Genomic DNA, 18,661 nt, shown 5'->3' with positions numbered 1-18,661 from the left:
AATGTAGTATTGAACTTGTCAGCAGCATGACAAGGCAACATCGACAGAGCAAGGGGGTGCGTCAGCAATTGTCGCGATAAGAAAAGGGGCCCACGCTGGCGTGAGCCCCGATATATCACTTGAATTCATTCGCTTACTTCTTGCTGATCCCGTATTCACGCAATTTGTTGGCGATGGCGGTGTGCGACACGCCGAGGCGCTTGGCCAGCTGACGAGTGGAAGGAAACGCTGGATAGAGCCGCTCAAGCAGCCGGCTCTCGAAGCGTTTCACCGCCTCGTCCAGGCCCCCTTCGAACCACTCGTCGATGAGCGGCATGGCATCGGCGGCCACCGGCAAGTCCACGTGTTCCGGGCCGATTTCGTCCCCTTCCAGCAACGTCATGGCGCGGTAGAGGCAGTTGCGCAGCTGACGCACGTTGCCGGGCCAGCGGTAGGCCGTCAGGTACTCGGCCATGTTGCGGGTAAAGCGCGGTCTTGGCCGTTGCAACTCGCTGGCGAAGCGGGAAACAAACTGCTGGGCCAGCGCCATGATGTCCGCCTTGCGCTCGCGCAGAGGGGGCAGCGCCAGACTCAATACGTTGAGGCGATAGTAGAGATCTTCCCGGAACTTGCCGTCGTGCACCAGATCCAGCAACTGCTTCTGGGTGGTACAGATGAAGCGCACATTGACCTTCACCTCCTGCTCGTCACCAACCCGGCGAAACACCCCGTCCTGCAGCACCCGCAGGAACTTGGTCTGCAGATGGGCAGACATGTCGCCGATCTCGTCCAGCATCAGGGTACCGCCGCTGGCCAGCTCCAGCACGCCGCGCTTGCCTTCGGTGTTGTTGCCAAACGCACCGGGGGCGTAACCAAACAGTTCGCTCTCGGCCACGTTGTCCGGCATGGCGGCGCAGTTGAGGGCCATGAAGGGGTGGCTGGAACGCAGGCTGGCACCGTGGCAGGCGCGGGCCAGCAGCTCCTTGCCGGTGCCAGTCTCGCCGACGATGAGCAGAGGGGCATCCTGCATCGCCAGCTTGCTCGCCTCTACCAGTACCTGCCTCATCTTCTGGCTCTCGGCCTGCAGGTGCTCGAAGCCCCCCACTTCCACCGCGTGCAAGGCACTGAAGTGCATGCCAACCCGGCGGGCAGATTTGAGCACCACGACGGCGCCAGCCAGAGCCTGGCGGCCCTTCTCTTCGGCCACGAACAGCGGCATCAGATCCGCCAGATACTCTTCGCCGTTGAAGCTGAGCTTGCAGGTCTGCGGCTTGATTTCACTCGCCTCCAGCCAGCGGCTGAAGGAGAACCCCTTGACCAGAGAACCAAGGGCCATGCCACGTATCTCTTCCACCGGCAGGGCCAGGGTCGTCAGAGCAGACTGGTTGGCCTGGGTCACCTTGCCCTTGGCGTCGAGAGAGAACACCAGATCCGGCAGCGCCTTGAGCAGGGCCTCAATCTCGTGGTGTTCACGCTCTGATGGCATGTAGGGGATGGTCTTGACGTCATAGACGCCGGGAATGCGGCGGATCTCCGGCATCAGGTGCTGAAAATCGCGAAACTCCAGCTCGGGAAAGTTGAGATAGATGATGCCTGAGGTATCGATTTCGATGCCGCGCAGATCGATGTTGTGCTCCACCAGACGGTCGAGCAGTTCCCGGGTCAGGCCCAGGCGGTCTTCACAGCTGACTTCAAGACGCATTCGGGACACACTTCCTAGCTAACTCTATGAATGACCGGATAATACAGACTCGATCCCGCCAGTGCGAGCGCTGGCCCATAAAAATGCGGGCCCGCCCCGCTTTCGCCGGGCAGGCCCGAGTCACCGGATGAGGCTTATTTGTGCAGCGGATCGCTGAGCAACTGGTCGGTACGCGCCGCCATGATGAAGTCGTTGCGGTGTAATCCGCCTATCTTGTGGGTCCACCAGCTGACGGTCACCTTGCCCCATTCGGTCAGGATCGCAGGGTGATGAAACTCAGCCTCCGCCAGTTCACCCAGACGGTTGGTAAACGCCAGCGCCTCCTTGAAGTTGCGAAAAGTAAATTCCCGCCTCAGTTGCAGCTCTCCTTTCACCACCAACGGCTGCCAGTCGGGAATGAGGTGCATCAATTCGCTCAGCTCCTGCTCGCTCACCTTGGGGGCATCGGCGCGGCAGGCTTCACACTGCTGGCTGGCCAGTTCGGACATGGGTCTTTCCTTGTTCATCAATGGGAATGAGATAACGAAAAATCGTGGTGAGTTCAGCTCGCCTGCTTGCCGGCCGCCGGCTCAAAGCGTGGCGGGCGCAGGCCGAGGCGCCTCGCCTCCCCCACCATGGCCATGATGTCCTGCTCCGCCAAACGGTAGAGCGCCGCCAGCTCAGGCAACACAAAATAGGTGGGCTGCATGATGTCGATACGGTATGGGGTGCGCAGCACTTCTATGGGATCGAAGGGTTGCAGCACAGGCTGGCCACCGAGGGCATAGGCGGTCTCGCCGATGGAGGAGAGAATGCCGCCACCGTAAATTCTCAGCCCGGCAGGGGTATTGAGCAGGCCGAACTCCACCGTGAACCAGTAGAGCCGGGCCAGAAAGACCCGATCTTCCTTGCTCGCCTGCAGGCCAAGCTGGCCATAGACATGGGTGAAGTGGGCGAAGGCGGGATTGGTCAGCATGGCGCAGTGGCCGAAGATCTCGTGGAAGATGTCGGGCTCTTGCAAATAGTCGAGTTCATCCCGGCGCCGGATAAAGGTAGCCACCGGAAACTGGCGATTGGCCAGCAGGGCAAAGAAGCGGTCGAACGAGATTAGCGCGGGCACGGCAGCCACCGACCAGCCGGTAGCGGGTTGCAACACGGCGTTGATCTGGGCCAACTGGGGGATGCGATCACAGGGCAGATTGAGGCGGGTCAAGCCAGCCAGATAGTCGTCACACGCCTTGCCTTCCAGCGCCGCGAGCTGGCGCTCGATCAGGATTTGCCAGGTGCCATGCTCCTCATTCGAGTAATGGACAAGACCCAGGGGATCTGGCTGGTGTGCTGTGTAGAGACTTGCCATGAGCGGTTCCATCCTGTGCGCACGCCCGGACATCCAAGCATCGGCGACTCATCGTTGACTGACAGGATCACTGTAACGGTTTGCCCCTCAAAAAAGCAGCCGCCCCTGGGGTCGGCTGCCGACTCAAATTGTAAACAATTTGTGACAACCACAATCTAGGCCCGGGCCGTCACCCCCTGTTGAGATACCCCGCCAGCTGACCGATGAGCCGCTTGCGCAGCTCACCGAGCTTGGGTTTCTCGTCACCACACCAGGGCAACGGGCGGCACGCCTCTATGGTACGCAGGCCAAGGCGGGCCGTGAGCAGACCCGCTCCCACCCCTTGCGCGGCGCGGGCGGAGAGCTTGGCGGCAAGCTCGGCTCCCAGCAACTCCATCCCCACCTCGGTCACCAACTCGGTGGCGCCGGCATAGAGCATGTTGCGAAACACCTGACGAATGAGGCGGATGCGACTCCAGTAACCGAGCTCGATGGCATAGACGTCGGCGATGTCCTCAATCATCCGCAGGTTGCGCCACAGCATCAGCATCATGTCGACGGTGGCAAGGGGGCTCAGGGCCACCAGCACGGCGGCCTCCCCCGACCATTTGGCCACCCGGGCCTGGGCCAGCTTGTCACGCTCGGTGAGCACCAATTGGCTATAGAGGGTCAGCACTTCCCGATCGCTGTGGCTCTCGTCGAGCTGACTCAGCCAGCTTTGGTACCCCTCGCGCCCCTTGTCGCCACTCTTCTCGGCGAGCGCCTCGCAAAAAGCCTGCCCCTGCCCGACACCCTGATGAGCCAGCAGATCGTCGGCGCGCGAGCGCACATCCTGGCGCCGCTTGAGGGTGCGCAGCCGCAACCACTCGCGCCCCACTACGCCGGCCGTGCCCACGGCCACCAGACCGGAGGCCAGCAACCAGGCACTGCCCCAGAGCGGTGTGGTGAGCAACTGGTCATAGAGAAAGGCGCCATATTGCCCCAAAGAGAGCAGGCCAACCGCCCCCAGCCCCCAGGCGAGCAGCCGATGGCGACGACGCGGCTTGATGGTGAGGGCGGGCTCCACTTCGGTGAAGTCGTCGAGCTCGTCGAGGCGTTCGAAACTCGCCTCTTCCAGCTGCTGAGCCGGAGCCGGCGGCCGCTCTTCGCTTGCCACCGACACGCTGGGCTCGAGGATCACCTTGCCCTGCAACGGCGTCGTCTCATCGGCCCTGTGTTTTGTCTGATCGTTCATCTTTTTGCTGTTCCTCCACGCGGCTGTGCAGCCATGCCTGATCTGTATCCATTGCCACAGAGCCTGGGTTATTCGAGGTGATCCCCGAGCAGAAACTCCAGCGCCGCATCGAGCCGGATATGGGGCAGCGCCTGATGGGCGCTCATCGCCAAGGGGCGAAATGCCTGAAAATCAAAGCCCTGATTGTTCCACCACTGGGCTGGCGGGATATGGGCAGGCACCTCCCCCGGGAAGAGCAATAACGGCTCCCCCGAGAGGCTGGTACCGCGGATGGCGGGAAACTCGCGGCCATTGGCCACCCCCTTGCCCACCTCGGTCGCCTTGATGGCCGCCAGCGCCAGACACTCTGTGGTGATCCCCTCAAAACGTGCCTGACCCCGGCCGCTGCGCACCAGGTGCTGGAGCAAAGAGACCAGAGGGCCGTGCTGCTCGGGGGTCACGTGATCGGCCTTGCTCGCCACAAACAGCAGCTTGTCGATACGGGGCGAAAAGAGTCGCCGCCACCAGTTGCTCTTGCCGTAGGCAAAGCTCTCCATGATGCGGGCGATGGCCTGCTGCATGTCACCAAAGCTGGCGGCGCCGGCATTGAGGGGCTGCAGGCAGTCCACCAGCACTATCTGACGATCGAAACCGGCAAAGTGCTGCTCATAAAACCCCTGCACCAGATGCTGCTTGTACTGCTCGAAACGCTGCTTGAGAGTGGTATAGAGGCTGCCATCGGCGGGCTCGCCAGCAGGTTTGTCCCACATCCAGGGCACAAACTGCAGCATGGGGGCACCGGCATACTCTCCCGGCAGCACAAAGCGACCGGGTTGGATGAGGTGCAGCCCAAGCTCGCGCTTGCAGGCATGGAGGTAATCGGTGTAACGCTCGGCAAGCTCCGCCACAGGCCGCTCTTCGAAGGTCTGCTCGGCCTGCCACTCAGTCGCCAGCCACGCGGCCGCCAGCGCCTGCAACTCGGGGCGACGCAGCTGATCACGCACCTGCTCGCTCCACTGCTCATAACTCAGTTCAAGCAGCGGCAAGTCGAGCAGCCACTCCCCCGGATAGTCCACCAGATCCACATAGAGGGTGGAGATGTCTCCCAGGTGCTTGCGCAAGGGATGGCGGGTGCGATAGCGGATCTCGAGGCGAACCTCGGCCACCCCGCGAGTGGGATCGGGCCAGGCAGGGGGATCGCCAAACAGGGCATCGAGCCCGCGCTCATAGGCAAAGGTGGGAATATGGGCATTTTTCTGGGGCACCCGACGGGCGCCCAGGATCCGCCCCTGCCGCTGGGCATCCCACAACGGCAAGCGGCCATCGATGGCCGCATGTTCAAGCTGGTTGACCAGCGCTGTGATGAAGGCGGTCTTGCCGCTGCGGGAAAGACCCGTCACTGCCAGTCGTATGTGACGATCCCGTACCCGGTTCACCACGTCGGTGGCCTTGTGCTGCAAGAGCGACCATTTTTGTTCGAGTTTGTTGCGTATCAAAGCGGATCCCGTTCTCCCGTTTGTCCCATTTATTCTCGATCGTACGACCCGGTTGCACTCACCGAACCTGCCAACCAGATTGGTCATGCAGGTTCGATGAGTCCGGCAGGCGTCATCGAACCGTCACGGATTCACAGCTTGCTGAATTCCCGTTGCAGGGTGAACTCCTTGGAGGTCACCAGCTTCTCGATGCGCTGCAGCCTGGGCTCCAGAGTATCGAGCTCCTGCGCGATACGGCCCAGTGCCTGATGGGGCGTGATCCCCGCCTGCCAGCTGCGCGCCTTCATGCGCACCTCGGCAAAATCTCCCTCCTCGTTTTGATAGAGGGTGACCGGCTTTTTATCGAGCAGAAACCAGGCTGCTATGTAGGCGGTGAAGGTGATGAAACCTGCAAAGATGAGACCGCTGATGGCCAGCAGCCGCACGATCCAGGTCTCCACCCCAAAGTAGTCGGCAAGTCCGGCACACACACCGGCTATCTTGCCCTGTTGGGGGTCGCGATAGAGATTGCGCCCCTCCCGATTCGATGGACTCATACCTTGTTCCTCCAGCCCGGGACTTCCGCATCCAGAATGGACTCCAGCGCGCCGACCCGCTCCTGCATCTTCTCGGCGCGGGCCAGCAAGCCTTGCAGTTGCTCCCGTTCGCTATCGGCGAGACCGGTACCGATCCGCCCCTTGGCTCTGTAGTGCAGCACCAGCCAGATAGGGGCCACCACCACCATGAAGACCACCATGGGAACCATCAATACGCCCAGCAGATCTTCCATCCGTTACTCTCCCTGTTTTGGTGTGGTGTCGCCCTGGCCCAGCTTCTGACGCATGGCCTCGAGCTCCTTGCTTATCTGATCGTCGGCTTCCAGCTCGGCAAACTGCTGGGCCAGGGCCTTGTCCGATTGTCCCAGATCGGCACGGGCTTCCATCTCGTCGATGCGACGCTCCATGCGCTCGAATTTGCTGACCACGGCCTGACTGTCGCCACGGGCAACCTGGCTCTGCACATTGAGGCGGCTGCTGGCAGCTTCGGTGCGGATCGCCATCGCTTTTTGACGGCTGCGGGCATCTTCCAGCTTGGCTTCCAGCTGACGTATTTCGTCACCCAGTTTCTCGATGCCGCTGTCCACTGCCTGCTGCTCGCGATAGAGGGTTTCGGCCAGCTCGCTCTGCTTCTTCTTCTCGATAAGGGCGGCACGCGCCAGATCTTCGCGCCCCTTGGCCAGCGCCAGCTCGGCCTTGCCCTGCCACTCGTTCACTCGCTCCTGATGGCGACTGACCTGACGGCCTATCTCTTTCTGGCTGGCGAGGAAGCGAGCCAGATTGGAGCGCTCCTTCACCAGTTCATCTTCCATTTCCTGGATGATCAGGCGCACCATCTTCTGGGGATCTTCTGCCTTGTCGAGCAGGGACGTCAGGTTCGAATTGATGATGTCGGCCAGACGGGAAAAAATACTCATGATAGAACTCCTGTGGTTGGCATACGTTATTTCTCCATTGACAATGGCAACTTGTGTGCCAATCTGGAACAGAATTTAACTTGTTGATTTATATGGGGCCTATGGGTCGAGTTTCAAGATACCCCATGCAAGTGATGATTAAAATCACCAACTTTTGGTAAGATTGACCAGCTTTTACAACTGACAGGGATCACTATGAGCACGGCCACGGAAAGCCTGTTGGGGGAATCCAACGCATTCCTCGAGATCATTGAGCAGGCCTCCCGCCTCGCACCGCTGCGCAAACCCGTGCTGATCATCGGCGAACGGGGAACGGGCAAGGAGCTCATCGCCCATCGCCTACATTATCTCTCGGGGCGTTGGGATCAAAGCTTTGTCACCATCAACTGCGCCACCTTGAGTGAGAGCCTGCTGGAAACCGAGCTGTTCGGCCACGAGGCAGGCTCCTTCACAGGCGCCGCCAAGCGCCATCAGGGCCGGTTCGAGCGCGCCGATGGCGGCACTCTGTTCCTCGACGAGCTGGCAACCACCAGCGCCCGGGTACAGGAAAAACTGCTGCGGGTCATCGAATACGGTGAATTCGAGCGAGTGGGTGGGGCCAAGGCCCTCAAGGTGGATGTACGGCTGGTGTGTGCCACCAACGAGGATCTGCCGGCGTTGGCCGACAAGGGGCACTTTCGCCACGACTTGCTGGACAGGCTTGCCTTTGATGTCATCACTCTGCCCCCCTTGCGGGAGCGGCGCGAGGACATACTGATGCTGGCGGAGCACTTCGCCCACGGCATGACCCGGGAACTGGGTTATCCCCTGTTTGCCGGATTTTCGCGCAAGGCGACCCAGCTGCTGCTGGATTACCCCTGGCCCGGCAACGTGCGGGAGCTCAAGAACGTGGTGGAGCGCAGCATCTATCGTCAGGGTAATCCCCAGTTGCCGCTCTCGGATCTGGTGCTCAACCCGTTCGATTCCCCCTGGCGCCCCCGTGCGCAAGGCACCCCTGCCACGCACATCGCCAGTGAGGGCCTGCCACAGGCTAACCCGGCCGCTCAGAGCCTGCCGCTGGATCTCAAAAACGCGGTGGCGGAGTACGAGATTAATTTACTCAAGCAAGCCATGCAGCAATCCCAGTATAATCAGCGCAAAGCCGCCCAGTTGCTGGCCCTGAGTTATCACCAGTTCCGTGGCATGCTGCGCAAATACCAGCTGCTGGACAGTGATAACGATGCGGATTGACGCCACAGGAAATGCTGGCCCTGCGCTATCACCAGTGCCGTGGCATGCGGCGCAAATACCCGCTGCAGGATAGTGATAACGATGCGGATTGAAACCACAGTAAGCCCGGTTCAGGCCGACTCCTGCAACTCGCCAGCCCCGATGCTGGCACATTTGTATAAAAACATGGTTCTACAATGAGAATGCTCAAACCCTTGCTGCTTGGATTGCTGGTGCTGGTTACCGGTTGTCAGAAACAAGACGACGCGTCCAGGACGGGACTCATCTACTGTGCGGAAGGCTCGCCCCAGACCTTCAATCCCCAGGTCTCCAACTCCGGGGTGACCCTGGATGCCAGCTCCCGCCCGCTCTACGATCGTCTGCTGGAGGTGAACCCCAACACGCTGGCGCTGGAAGGGGGGCTCGCCACCCGCTGGAACGTGAGTGAAGATGGTCTCTCCTACACCCTGACTCTGCGCAAGGGCGTCACCTTTCACCACACCCCCTGGTTCAATCCCTCACGCAACCTGAATGCCGACGATGTGCTGTTCACCTGGCAGCGGCTGCTGGACAAGCAGCACCCCTATCACGCCATTTCGGGGGGCGAGTATCCCTACTTCTACAGCCTGGGGCTGGATCAACTGATCAAGCGGATCTACAAGAAGGGACAGCAGCAGGTGGTGTTTGAACTGAATCGGCCGGATGCCTCCTTCCTCGCCACGCTGGCCAGCGACTACGCCATAGTGCTCTCCGCCGAATATGCCGACCAGATGCGCAGCGCCGGCACACAGGCACTGCTGGACACTCAACCGGTCGGGACAGGTCCGTTCAGCTTCAAGGAGTATCGCCACAACGAATATGTGCGTTACCTGCGCCACCCGGGTTACTGGGGCGGCGAAGCCAAGATTGAACAACTGGTCTATGACATCACGCCAAAATCCGCCAAGCGACTGGCCAAGCTACTGACGGGCGAGTGCGATGTGATGAGTACCCCCGTTGCCAGCCAGTTGTCGGTGATCAAGCAGAACCCGAAGCTGAGCCTGTCCATACAGTCGGGCATGAACGTGGCCTTCCTTGCCCTCAACACCCGCAAGGCACCCTTCAACAAGGTACAGGTACGTCAGGCCATCGCCAGTGCCATCAATATCGACAACCTGTTGCAAGCGGTCTACTTCGAGACAGGACAACCGGCCAACAGCCTGCTCCCTCCCCTCTCCTGGGGCTACAATCCTTCTCTGCCTATGCGTCAGCAAGACTTGAAGCGATCACGTCAGCTGCTCAAGGAGGCCGGGTTTGAGCACGGATTCGAGATGCAGGTGCTGGTACAGCCAGGCTCGCGCCCCTACAACCCGGATGCCCTCAAGACAGCCCAGCTGATGCGCAGCGATCTGGCCAAGGTCGGCATCAAGCTGAAAATCGTGCAGCAGGAATGGCCTGTCATCGAGACGCGCCTCGCCCATGGCCACTATGACAGCCTGCTGTCGGGCTGGATTGCCGACAACGCCGACCCCGACAACTTCTTTCGCCAGTTGCTGAGCTGCACCGCCGTCGAGCGTGGCAACAACTACAGCCGCTGGTGCAGCCCGGCCTTCGATCAACTGCTGGATGACGCTGTGACCACCCCCCAGCTGGCGTTCCGGCTGCGCAACTACTATTACGCCCAGACCCTGCTCAACGAGCAGTTGCCGCTCATCCCGCTGGCCCATGCCCTGCGCACCCAGGTCAGTCGCAGCGACATTGAGGGGCTCTCCCTGATGCCTTTTGGCGGCACCGTCTTCTACCAAGCACACAGGGAGTAAGCATGTTTCTCTATATTCTGCGCCGCATCAGCCTGCTGCTCATTACCCTGCTGGCCCTGACCTTTGTCGCCTACCTGCTGGATTATCGGCTCATCGGCCTGCAAGCCAGCTTCTGGAGCGGTTATCCTGACTTTCTGAGCAACATTCTGGACGGGGATCTGGGGCTTTCCAGTGTCTCTGGTCTACCTGTGCTGGACGAGATCCGCCACTACTTCCCGGCCACCCTGATCCTCTGTGCAACGGCATTTGCCATCTCGCTGCTGGTGGGCATTCCGCTGGGCACCCTGGCGGCACTCTCACAAGGCAAGCCGCTGGATCTCTCCATCATGACCGCCGGCCTCATCGGCTACGCTGTACCTGTGTTCTGGCTGGCGTTGCTGGTGGTGATGTTCTTCTCGCTGGATCTCGGCTGGTTGCCCGCCTCCGGCCAGATCAGTCTGCTTTATGACGTGCCCTCCATTACCGGCATAGCATTGATCGACGTATTGATGAGCCATGAACCCTGGCGCCAGGCGGCGCTGCACGACGCCCTGCGCCACTTGATCCTGCCCTCGCTGGTGCTGGCGGTGGTGCCCACCACAGAGGTGATCCGCCACGTGCGCAGCTCCCTCATCGACGTGATGAAGCAGAACTACATCAAGGCAGCCGCAAGCCGTGGTCTCTCCCGTCGGCAGATTGTCTGGCGCCATGGCCTCAAGAATGCCTTGCCCCCCGTGTTGCCGCTGCTGGGTCTGCAGCTGGGCAGCGTGCTCACCTCCGCCATGATCACGGAGGTGGTGTTCGAGTGGCACGGGATCGGCCGCTGGCTCATCAGCAGCATAGCCCTGCAGGACTATGCCGCCATCCGTGGCGCCACCCTGGTAGTGGCTGGTTTCGTCATTTTTACCAGCGTCAGCACAGAGCTGCTCACCACCATCATCTATCCGGCGCGGCGCAAAGAACTCTATGCAAAACAAGACTGAACGTGCTCATGGCATGACCTGGAGCCAGGAATCCTATGCAAGACAAGACTAGCCTCTACCCCGAGCTCAAGATCCTCTCCCCGCTGGAGCAGACCTGGGCCTCCTATCGCCGCAATCCACTGGCAATGGGGGCACTCTGGTGCTTCGTGATCCTGCTGCTCATCACCCTCATTGGCCCGTTGCTGGTGCCCTACGGCATCGATGATCAACACAGCTCCCGCCTGCTGCTGGCCCCCTCCTGGGCCAACAGCGGCAACATAGACTACTTCCTTGGCACAGACGATCTGGGCCGTGACATCCTCTCCCGTCTGGTGGTGGGCGCGCGCTTCACCTTCGGCAATGCCTTGCTGGTGGTGCTGATCGCCATGGTGGCCGGCACCGCCATCGGCATCCTGGGCGGCATGAGCAAGGGGCTCAAATCGAGCGTACTGCACCACCTGCTCGACACCCTGCTCTCCATCCCTTCCCTGCTGCTGACCATCATCATGGTCGCCATTCTGGGGCCAGGCCTGTTCAACACCCTGATCGCCATCACGCTGGCGCTGATCCCTCCCTTCATCCGGGCGACCTACAACGCCGTTCACACCGAGATGCAAAAGGAGTACATCATTGCCAGCCGCCTCGATGGATCGCCCCCATTTCGTATCATGCGTCTGGCCATACTGCCGAACATAGTGGAGACCCTGGTCGCCCAGACCACTCGCACCCTCTCTGCCGCTATCCTCGATATCTCGGCGGTGGGTTTTCTCGGCCTCGGTGCCCAGTCTCCCCAGCCGGAGTGGGGTGCCATGCTGGCCGACTCGAGCGATCTCATCTATCTCGCCCCCTGGACCGTGACCCTGCCGGGTATGGCCATACTGTTCAGCGTGCTGGTAACCAATTTAGTTGGTGAAGGCATCCGTGAAGCACTCAAAGAGGGGAATGATTAATGCCCTTGCTCGACATACGCAACCTCACCATCGAAATTGACACGCCACAGGGCAAGGTCAAGGCGGTGGACAAGGTGAGCCTGACCCTGACCGAGGGGGAGATCCGCGGCCTGGTGGGGGAATCCGGCTCCGGCAAGAGCTTGATTGCCAAAGTGATCGTCGGCATCCAGAAAGACAACTGGACGGTACGTGCCGACCGGATGCGCTTCAACGACATGGATCTGCTGACCATGGCCCCCAAGGAGCGGCGCCGGATCATGGGCCGCGAGATAGCCATGATCTTTCAGGACCCCATCAGCTGCCTGGATCCGTCCGGGGAGATTGGCGCCCAGCTGGAAGAGGCTATCCCGACCGATTCGTTTGAAGGGAAATTCTGGCAACGCTTCCAGTGGCGCAAGAAAAAGGCCATCGCGCTGCTGCACAGGGTCGGCGTCAAGGATCACCGCAAGGTAATGCGCGCCTATCCCCACGAGCTCTCTGACGGCATGTGTCAGAAGGTGATGATCGCCATGGCCATTGCCAACAAGCCGCGCCTGCTGGTAGCCGATGAGCCCACCAGCGCCATGGAGTCCACCACCCACTCCCAGATCCTGCGGCTGCTGGACAAGATGAACAAGCTGGGCAACACCACCATTCTCATCATCAGCAACGACATTGCCGCCATCGCCAACCTGACCGACACCATCAATGTGATGTACTGCGGCCAGATGGTGGAGGTCGGTACCCGGGATCAGATCCTGGATACCCCACACCACCCATATACCGATGCCTTGCTCAAGTCCATTCCCGACTTTGACAAGCTGGTGCGCCACAAGTCGCGACTCGAAACCCTGCCCGGTGTCATTCCACCGCTGCAGCATCTGCCCATAGGTTGCCGACTTGGTCCCCGTTGCCCCTATGCCCAGAAGCAGTGCGTACAGACGCCGCTGATGAGCAAGATCAAGGGCCACCAGTTCAGTTGCCACTTCCCGCTGAACATGGATGAGCCGAAAAAATGATGTTCGTTAACGCCCCCGTCAAGGAGCACAGCTTGTGATTGAACCCTCCCTGTTGCAGGTCAGAGGCCTTAGCAAGACCTATCAAAATCGCACCGGCCTGTTTCGCCGCCGGGCGGTGGAAGCCATCAAGCCGCTCTCGTTTGATCTGGACGTGGGCCAGACGCTGGCCATCGTCGGTGAAGCCGGCTCCGGCAAGAGTACCCTGGCACGGATCCTGGCCGGCATGATAGAGCCCACCAGCGGCGACATCGCCATCGAGGGTCAGACCCTGGTGCATGGCGACTACCAGACCCGCTGCAAGCTGCTGCGCATGATCTTCCAGGACCCCAACTCCTCCCTCAATCGCAAGATCCGGGTCGGCCAGATCCTGGAGACACCGCTGCGGCTCAACACCGAAATGAGTGACGAGGAGCGCCACGACAAGGTAGTGCAGACCCTGCGTATGGTGGGCATGCTGCCGGATCACGCCCTCTTCTACCCCCAGATGCTCTCCGCTGGTCAGCAACAGCGGGTGGCGCTGGCACGGGCGCTGATCCTCAATCCCAAGATAGTGGTAGCCGATGAGGCGCTCTCCACCCTGGATATCTCGGTACGCTCCCAGATCATCAACCTGCTGCTGGAGATGCAGGAGACCATGGGACTGAGCTATGTGCTGGTAGCCAACGATCTGGGGGTGGTCAGCCACATCAGTGACGAGGTGCTGGTGATGCACGACGGACGAGTGGTGGAGCGTGGCAAAACCCTCAAGGTGTTCGCCGATCCCCAGCATGAGGTGACCCGCCGCCTGATCCAGAACTACAACAACGAATACCGCCGCTGATCCCGTGGCCGGTGCCAGCCCTGGCACCGGCACTCTCCCCTACTCACCTGCTTGAAAACGCGCAAAAAAATCCCGGCTCAGGGGCCGGGAATTGCGCTCAAAAATGATGCGTCGCTCGTAGTAGGAACATGGCCATGGTAGGCAGCCCCCTTGACATCAACAACTGTCAGATCTGACAGGCAGCCCGCTATGGAACCTGAATTGCGGATCCGGCGAGCAGACAAGTTCGGCTTCGAGTTTGCCAAAATACGCTACCCGCTCGCTGATATCCTTACCCGCATATTGCTCGGCCAGGGCCAGATAGTCCTGATAATGGCGCGCCTCGGAGCGCAACAGGGAGACATAGAAGCGGCCCAGCTCCTCGTCCAGATGGGGCGCCAGCTTGGCAAAACGCTCGCAGGAGCGCGCCTCCGATGATCAGCTTGTCGACTATGGTTGCAGGCTCGTGGGTGCGTACATGCTGCATCAGGTTGCGGGCGTAGCGGGAGGCGGTCACGGGGCCATAGGGGATGTTGCGCGCGGCCATCAGCGCCAGTACCTGCTCAAAGTGGTGCAGCTCCTCCTGGATGAGGCGCACCATGGGAAACAGCAGCGGGTTGCGGGCCAGCTCCTCAAACACGGTGCGATCGGACTCCCCCATGCTGCGCTTGCCCAGGATCTCGGCCTTCTCCGGGATGGCATCCAGCTCCCGATAGAATTCCAGCTTGGGCAGCAGATGACGTTTTCCCTTGGGCAGGCAGTAGCGACGCACCAGGCTGTGGGCGGTGAGCGCAGCCTTGTTCTCGCAGTTGGCGTGATCGATAAGCAGGGTGGGCAGATGGGCGGGATCGCGCGCCATTGCCACCCACTCGTCCGGGGTCTCGCACTGCAAAAACTGGCGCACGGGGGCTAACAAATCATCCATCTGAATTCTCGTCTGTTCTGGTTGATACGGCATTTAGTCGAGTGGATACGACTGCGCGAAGGGCGCGACAGGGTGACTATGCTAGCGGATCCCGCCGTCACTGCCCACACCCGGCTGCATAAGTGCTTTTTTTTCAATCAGATAACATCCCTCCCCCATTGCCCAGACACAACAATGGGGGCCGCAGCCCCCATCTCATCTCTGTCATTGACAACGAAAACGTTTAACTGCCTTCGTTAAAAATTTCCAGATTGCTGGTGCCTTCCTGCCACTCACGCACCGCCTTGTTGTCATCGCTGCGCATGGCGTTCAAGTGATCCAGATAGGACTGATCCACGTCTGAGGTGACATAGTGACCGTTAAACACCGAAGTCTCGAAGTGGCGCAGCTCAGGGTTGATCTCCCGCACCGCTTCTTCCAGATCTTCCAGATCCTGGAAAATCAGGCCATCGGCACCAATCAGTGCACACACCTCTTCCACTTCCCGGCCGTGGGCGATCAGCTCGTTGGCGGTCGGCATATCGATGCCATAGACGTTGGGGAAACGGATTTCCGGTGCCGCCGAGGCGAAGTAAACCTTGGCCGCGCCCGCTTCTCGAGCCATCTGGATGATCTGCTCAGAGGTAGTACCGCGCACTATGCTGTCATCCACCAGCAACACCTTCTTGCCCTTGAATTCGGAGCTGATGGCGTTGAGCTTGCGGCGTACCGATTTCTTGCGCTGGGTCTGGCCCGGCATGATGAAGGTACGGCCTATGTAGCGGTTCTTCACGAAGCCCTGACGATACGGCAGGTTCAGGGTATGGGCTATTTCCAGCGCCACGTCACAGGAGGTCTCCGGGATGGGGATAACCACATCCACATCGAGATCTTCCCACTCGCGCGCAATCTTCTGGCCCAGCTTGCGACCCATGTTGAGGCGGGCGGCGTAGACGGAGACCTTGTCGATGCACGAGTCGGGACGGGCGAAGTAGACATATTCGAAGATGCAGGAGCTCATCTGCGGGTTTTCCGCACACTGCTCGGAGAAGAGCTGGCCCTGCTCGGTAATGTAGATGGCTTCACCCGGCGCAACATCACGCACCGTCTCGAAACCGATGGCGTCAAGCGCCACGCTCTCGGAGGCGAGCATGTACTCCACCTGGCCCTGCTCGTCTGCCCGACGACCCAGGATCAGCGGACGAATGCCGTTGGGATCACGAAATCCGATGAGGCCATGACCAATCACCAGGGAGACCACGGCATAGGCGCCACGGATCTGCTGATGGGTCTTGCGCACCGCAGAGAAGATATCCTCCGGACGCAGCGCCATCTTGTCGCAGAGATCCAGCTCGTGGGCCAGCACGTTCAACAGCACTTCCGAATCGGAGGTGGTGTTGATGTGACGACGGGCCACCTTGAACTGCTGCTCCTTGAGATCCTTAGCGTTGGTGAGGTTGCCGTTGTGGGCCAGCACCATTCCGTAGGGAGAGTTCACGTAAAAAGGTTGGGCTTCAGCGGCACTTGAGCTGCCTGCGGTGGGATATCTGACATGACCTATGCCGATATGCCCCTTCAGTCGCTGCATGTGACGCACTTCAAACACGTCCTTCACCAGGCCGTTGGCCTTGCGTTGCCGGAAGTTTCCACTGTCTATGGTCACGATCCCGGCGGCATCCTGTCCCCTGTGCTGCAACACCGTCAAGGCGTCGTAGAGGGCCTGATTGACGGGGGTGGTGCCAACTATACCGACAATACCACACATGTCTTTGCTACCTCGAAGTCACTATACCTGTTTAAGAAAACTGGACGAGTTCAGCATGAACCCGAAAAACCACTGGATCACCGGCTTGAACTCGGGAACCAGTTTGGACGCCACCCACCAGTCGCTCTGGGAGAGGCTGGTGAAGGTATCCATAAAAAACAGCAGGGCACTGACGATCAGTACCCCGCGAATGGCGCCGAAGCAGATGCCGAGCACCCGATCCGTTCCTGACAGGCCAGTCTTTTCCACCAGCAGACCCACCACGTAGTTCACCACGCCGCCCAGGATCAGGGTCGCCACAAACAGGGCTGCGATGGCCAGGCCGTTGCGTACCAGGGGATCGGAGAACGAGGTGAAATAGACGGCGAGATCGGGATAGAAATGGCTGGCGATGAAGAAGGCGATAAACCAGGTGACGAGCGACATGGCTTCCTTGACGAAGCCGCGCACCAGGCTGATGAGGGCGGAGAAACCGACGATGCCGATGATGGCGTAATCAATCCAGACCATAGGAAAAAGTGTCCTGCGAAATTGCGGCGCAGTCTAACAAAAACGATTGCGCAATGCTTGATAAAAATGTGTTAAACATTCAAAGAAGTGCCGACAGCGGCACCTTCCCCAGCGTTGAAACGATTGTGCCGGGCCCAAATGCACAACGCCATGGCATGGCCATGGCGTTGTATTTACGCGAGTGCGCTTAGCCTATGTGGGTCAGACCACCCATGTAGGATTGCAGCGCTGCCGGGATGGCGATGCGGCCATCTTCCTGCTGGTAGTTCTCGATCACGGCTACCAGGGTGCGACCCACTGCCAGGCCGGAGCCATTCAGGGTGTGCAGCAGCTGAGGCTTGCCGTCGATACGCACGCGAGCCTGCATGCGGCGCGCCTGGAAATCGGTGCAGTTGGAGACGGAGGAGATCTCGCGGTAGGTGTTCTGAGCCGGCAGCCACACTTCCAGATCGTAGGTCTTGGCGGCACAGAAGCCCATGTCACCGGTGGCCAGCGCCATCACGCGATACGGCAACTCCAGCAGTTGCAGCACTTTCTCGGCGTGACCGGCCATCTCTTCCAGCGCTTCCCAGGATTTTTCCGGGTGAACCAGCTGCACCATCTCGACCTTATCGAACTGGTGCATGCGGATGAGACCGCGGGTGTCACGGCCATAAGAACCGGCTTCGGAACGGAAGCAAGGGCTGTGGGCCGTCATCTTGATGGGCAGCTCCTGCTCATCGAAGATCTCGTCGCGGGCCATGTTGGTGAGCGGCACTTCGGAGGTCGGGATCAGGGAGAACTTGCGCATCTTGCCCTCATCTTCCCCTTCGCCCTCAATCCCGGTATTGAACAGATCCTGAGAGAACTTGGGCAGCTGGCCGGTACCGTACAGGCTGTCCGGGTTCACCAGATAAGGCACGTAGCACTCGGTGTAACCGTGCTGCAGGGTGTGCAGGTCCAGCATGAACTGCGCCAGGGCGCGGTGCAGGCGGGCAATCTGGCCCTTCATCACCACGAAGCGGGCACCGGACAGCTTGACGCCGTTCTTGAAGTCAACGCCCTTGGCCGCTTCACCCAGATCGATGTGATCGCGAACCGGGAAAGTGAACTGACGTGGGGTACCCCAACGGCGCACTTCCACGTTGTCGTTCTCGTCGCGCCCCACCGGCGTGGTCTCGCTCGGCAGGTTGGGGATGGCGTCGGATATGGACTTGATCTCAGTCAGCAGCGCGTCGAGCTCAATCTTGCTGGTTTCAAGCTCGTCGTTGATCTTGGTCACCTCGGCCTTGAGCGGGGCCACATCTTCACCACGACGGGCAGCCTCACCGATGGACTTGGAGCGGGCATTGCGCTCGGCCTGCAGCTCCTGGGTACGGGACTGCAGATCCTTGCGTTTCTCTTCCAGAGCATTGACAGCCGCTACGTCCAGAACGTAGCCACGTGTAGCCAGACGAGCGGCAGCTTCATCGATCTCGCTACGCAGATATTTGGGATCCAGCATGGTTTACCTACTTTTTTAAAATGGGATCTGGGCCTGGGTCATCATGACCGGGCGAGAGAACAGATCCGGAAGTTAACATCGGTTGGCGCACCCCTATCGTCTTCAGCTTCGGGCCTTCAAAATCAGGCCTTCGAAATCAAGAAGA

The 18,661-nt window shown here is 60.2% G+C and carries 17 protein-coding genes and 1 pseudogene; 6 read left to right on the top strand and 12 right to left on the bottom strand.

Annotated elements, in window-relative coordinates:
* Positions 1 to 133: 133 nt before the first annotated feature.
* From tyrR to pspA, 8 genes are all read right to left on the bottom strand, one after another.
* Entirely contained in the window at positions 134 to 1,681 is a 1,548-nt protein-coding gene (gene tyrR / locus AXW79_RS18055; RefSeq protein WP_005310776.1) for a transcriptional regulator TyrR, read from the bottom strand.
* Positions 1,682 to 1,815: 134 nt separating this feature from the next.
* Positions 1,816 to 2,169, bottom strand: a complete 354-nt coding sequence (locus AXW79_RS18050; RefSeq protein WP_005310774.1) for a 4a-hydroxytetrahydrobiopterin dehydratase — start codon at positions 2,167 to 2,169, stop codon at positions 1,816 to 1,818.
* Positions 2,170 to 2,222: 53 nt separating this feature from the next.
* Positions 2,223 to 3,017: a phenylalanine 4-monooxygenase gene (gene phhA / locus AXW79_RS18045; protein WP_005310772.1), complete on the bottom strand. Its 795-nt coding sequence runs from the start codon at positions 3,015 to 3,017 to the stop codon at positions 2,223 to 2,225.
* 169 nt (positions 3,018 to 3,186) lie between these two features.
* A complete protein-coding gene (locus tag AXW79_RS18040) occupies positions 3,187 to 4,230 on the bottom strand; it encodes a YcjF family protein (RefSeq protein ID WP_005310770.1) in 1,044 nt (347 codons plus the stop codon).
* A 68-nt stretch (positions 4,231 to 4,298) separates the two neighbouring features.
* Positions 4,299 to 5,705 (bottom strand): YcjX family GTP-binding protein, encoded by a 1,407-nt coding sequence (locus tag AXW79_RS18035; protein WP_005310768.1) that lies wholly within the window; start codon positions 5,703 to 5,705, stop codon positions 4,299 to 4,301.
* Between the two features lie 131 nt (positions 5,706 to 5,836).
* A complete protein-coding gene (pspC, locus tag AXW79_RS18030) occupies positions 5,837 to 6,241 on the bottom strand; it encodes an envelope stress response membrane protein PspC (RefSeq protein WP_005310766.1) in 405 nt (134 codons plus the stop codon).
* On the bottom strand, positions 6,238 to 6,474 hold the full coding sequence (gene pspB, locus AXW79_RS18025; protein ID WP_005310764.1) for an envelope stress response membrane protein PspB: 237 nt from the start codon (positions 6,472 to 6,474) through the stop codon (positions 6,238 to 6,240). Before pspB ends, pspC begins: the two co-directional genes overlap by 4 nt.
* Positions 6,475 to 6,477: 3 nt before the next feature.
* Positions 6,478 to 7,158 (bottom strand): phage shock protein PspA, encoded by a 681-nt coding sequence (pspA, locus tag AXW79_RS18020; protein WP_005310762.1) that lies wholly within the window; start codon positions 7,156 to 7,158, stop codon positions 6,478 to 6,480.
* A 195-nt stretch (positions 7,159 to 7,353) separates the two neighbouring features.
* Between pspA and pspF the strand changes: the two genes are divergently transcribed.
* The 6 genes from pspF (at position 7,354) to AXW79_RS17990 (ending at position 13,875) form a co-directional block, all read left to right on the top strand.
* The gene (gene pspF / locus AXW79_RS18015; protein WP_005310760.1) at positions 7,354 to 8,388 is read left to right on the top strand and encodes a phage shock protein operon transcriptional activator; all 1,035 of its coding nucleotides are present in this window, start codon (positions 7,354 to 7,356) and stop codon (positions 8,386 to 8,388) included.
* Between the two features lie 182 nt (positions 8,389 to 8,570).
* Entirely contained in the window at positions 8,571 to 10,166 is a 1,596-nt protein-coding gene (sapA, locus tag AXW79_RS18010; RefSeq protein ID WP_005310759.1) for an ABC transporter substrate-binding protein SapA, read from the top strand.
* 2 nt (positions 10,167 to 10,168) lie between these two features.
* Positions 10,169 to 11,128: an ABC transporter permease gene (locus AXW79_RS18005; protein WP_005310757.1), complete on the top strand. Its 960-nt coding sequence runs from the start codon at positions 10,169 to 10,171 to the stop codon at positions 11,126 to 11,128.
* A 35-nt stretch (positions 11,129 to 11,163) separates the two neighbouring features.
* Positions 11,164 to 12,057: an ABC transporter permease subunit gene (locus tag AXW79_RS18000; RefSeq protein WP_005310755.1), complete on the top strand. Its 894-nt coding sequence runs from the start codon at positions 11,164 to 11,166 to the stop codon at positions 12,055 to 12,057.
* Positions 12,057 to 13,055 (top strand): peptide ABC transporter ATP-binding protein, encoded by a 999-nt coding sequence (locus AXW79_RS17995; protein ID WP_005310754.1) that lies wholly within the window; start codon positions 12,057 to 12,059, stop codon positions 13,053 to 13,055. The genes AXW79_RS18000 and AXW79_RS17995 overlap by 1 nt, the downstream gene beginning before the upstream one ends.
* 34 nt (positions 13,056 to 13,089) lie before the next feature.
* Positions 13,090 to 13,875 (top strand): peptide ABC transporter ATP-binding protein, encoded by a 786-nt coding sequence (locus AXW79_RS17990; RefSeq protein WP_005310752.1) that lies wholly within the window; start codon positions 13,090 to 13,092, stop codon positions 13,873 to 13,875.
* 156 nt (positions 13,876 to 14,031) lie between these two features.
* Here the strand turns inward: AXW79_RS17990 and miaE are convergent.
* The 4 genes and pseudogenes from miaE to serS form a co-directional block, all read right to left on the bottom strand.
* Positions 14,032 to 14,779 (bottom strand): annotated as a pseudogene (gene miaE, locus AXW79_RS17985) (tRNA isopentenyl-2-thiomethyl-A-37 hydroxylase MiaE).
* Positions 14,780 to 15,002: 223 nt separating this feature from the next.
* Positions 15,003 to 16,523: an amidophosphoribosyltransferase gene (gene purF, locus AXW79_RS17980; RefSeq protein WP_005310748.1), complete on the bottom strand. Its 1,521-nt coding sequence runs from the start codon at positions 16,521 to 16,523 to the stop codon at positions 15,003 to 15,005.
* Positions 16,524 to 16,544: 21 nt separating this feature from the next.
* Positions 16,545 to 17,033, bottom strand: a complete 489-nt coding sequence (locus tag AXW79_RS17975) for a CvpA family protein (protein WP_005310746.1) — start codon at positions 17,031 to 17,033, stop codon at positions 16,545 to 16,547.
* Between the two features lie 187 nt (positions 17,034 to 17,220).
* Positions 17,221 to 18,516: a serine--tRNA ligase gene (serS, locus tag AXW79_RS17970; protein ID WP_005310745.1), complete on the bottom strand. Its 1,296-nt coding sequence runs from the start codon at positions 18,514 to 18,516 to the stop codon at positions 17,221 to 17,223.
* Positions 18,517 to 18,661 lie beyond the last annotated feature (145 nt).

This window comes from Aeromonas salmonicida subsp. salmonicida (assembly GCF_001643305.1).
GTDB lineage: Bacteria > Pseudomonadota > Gammaproteobacteria > Enterobacterales > Aeromonadaceae > Aeromonas > Aeromonas salmonicida.
This window is presented reverse-complemented; position numbering and strand designations above follow the sequence as displayed.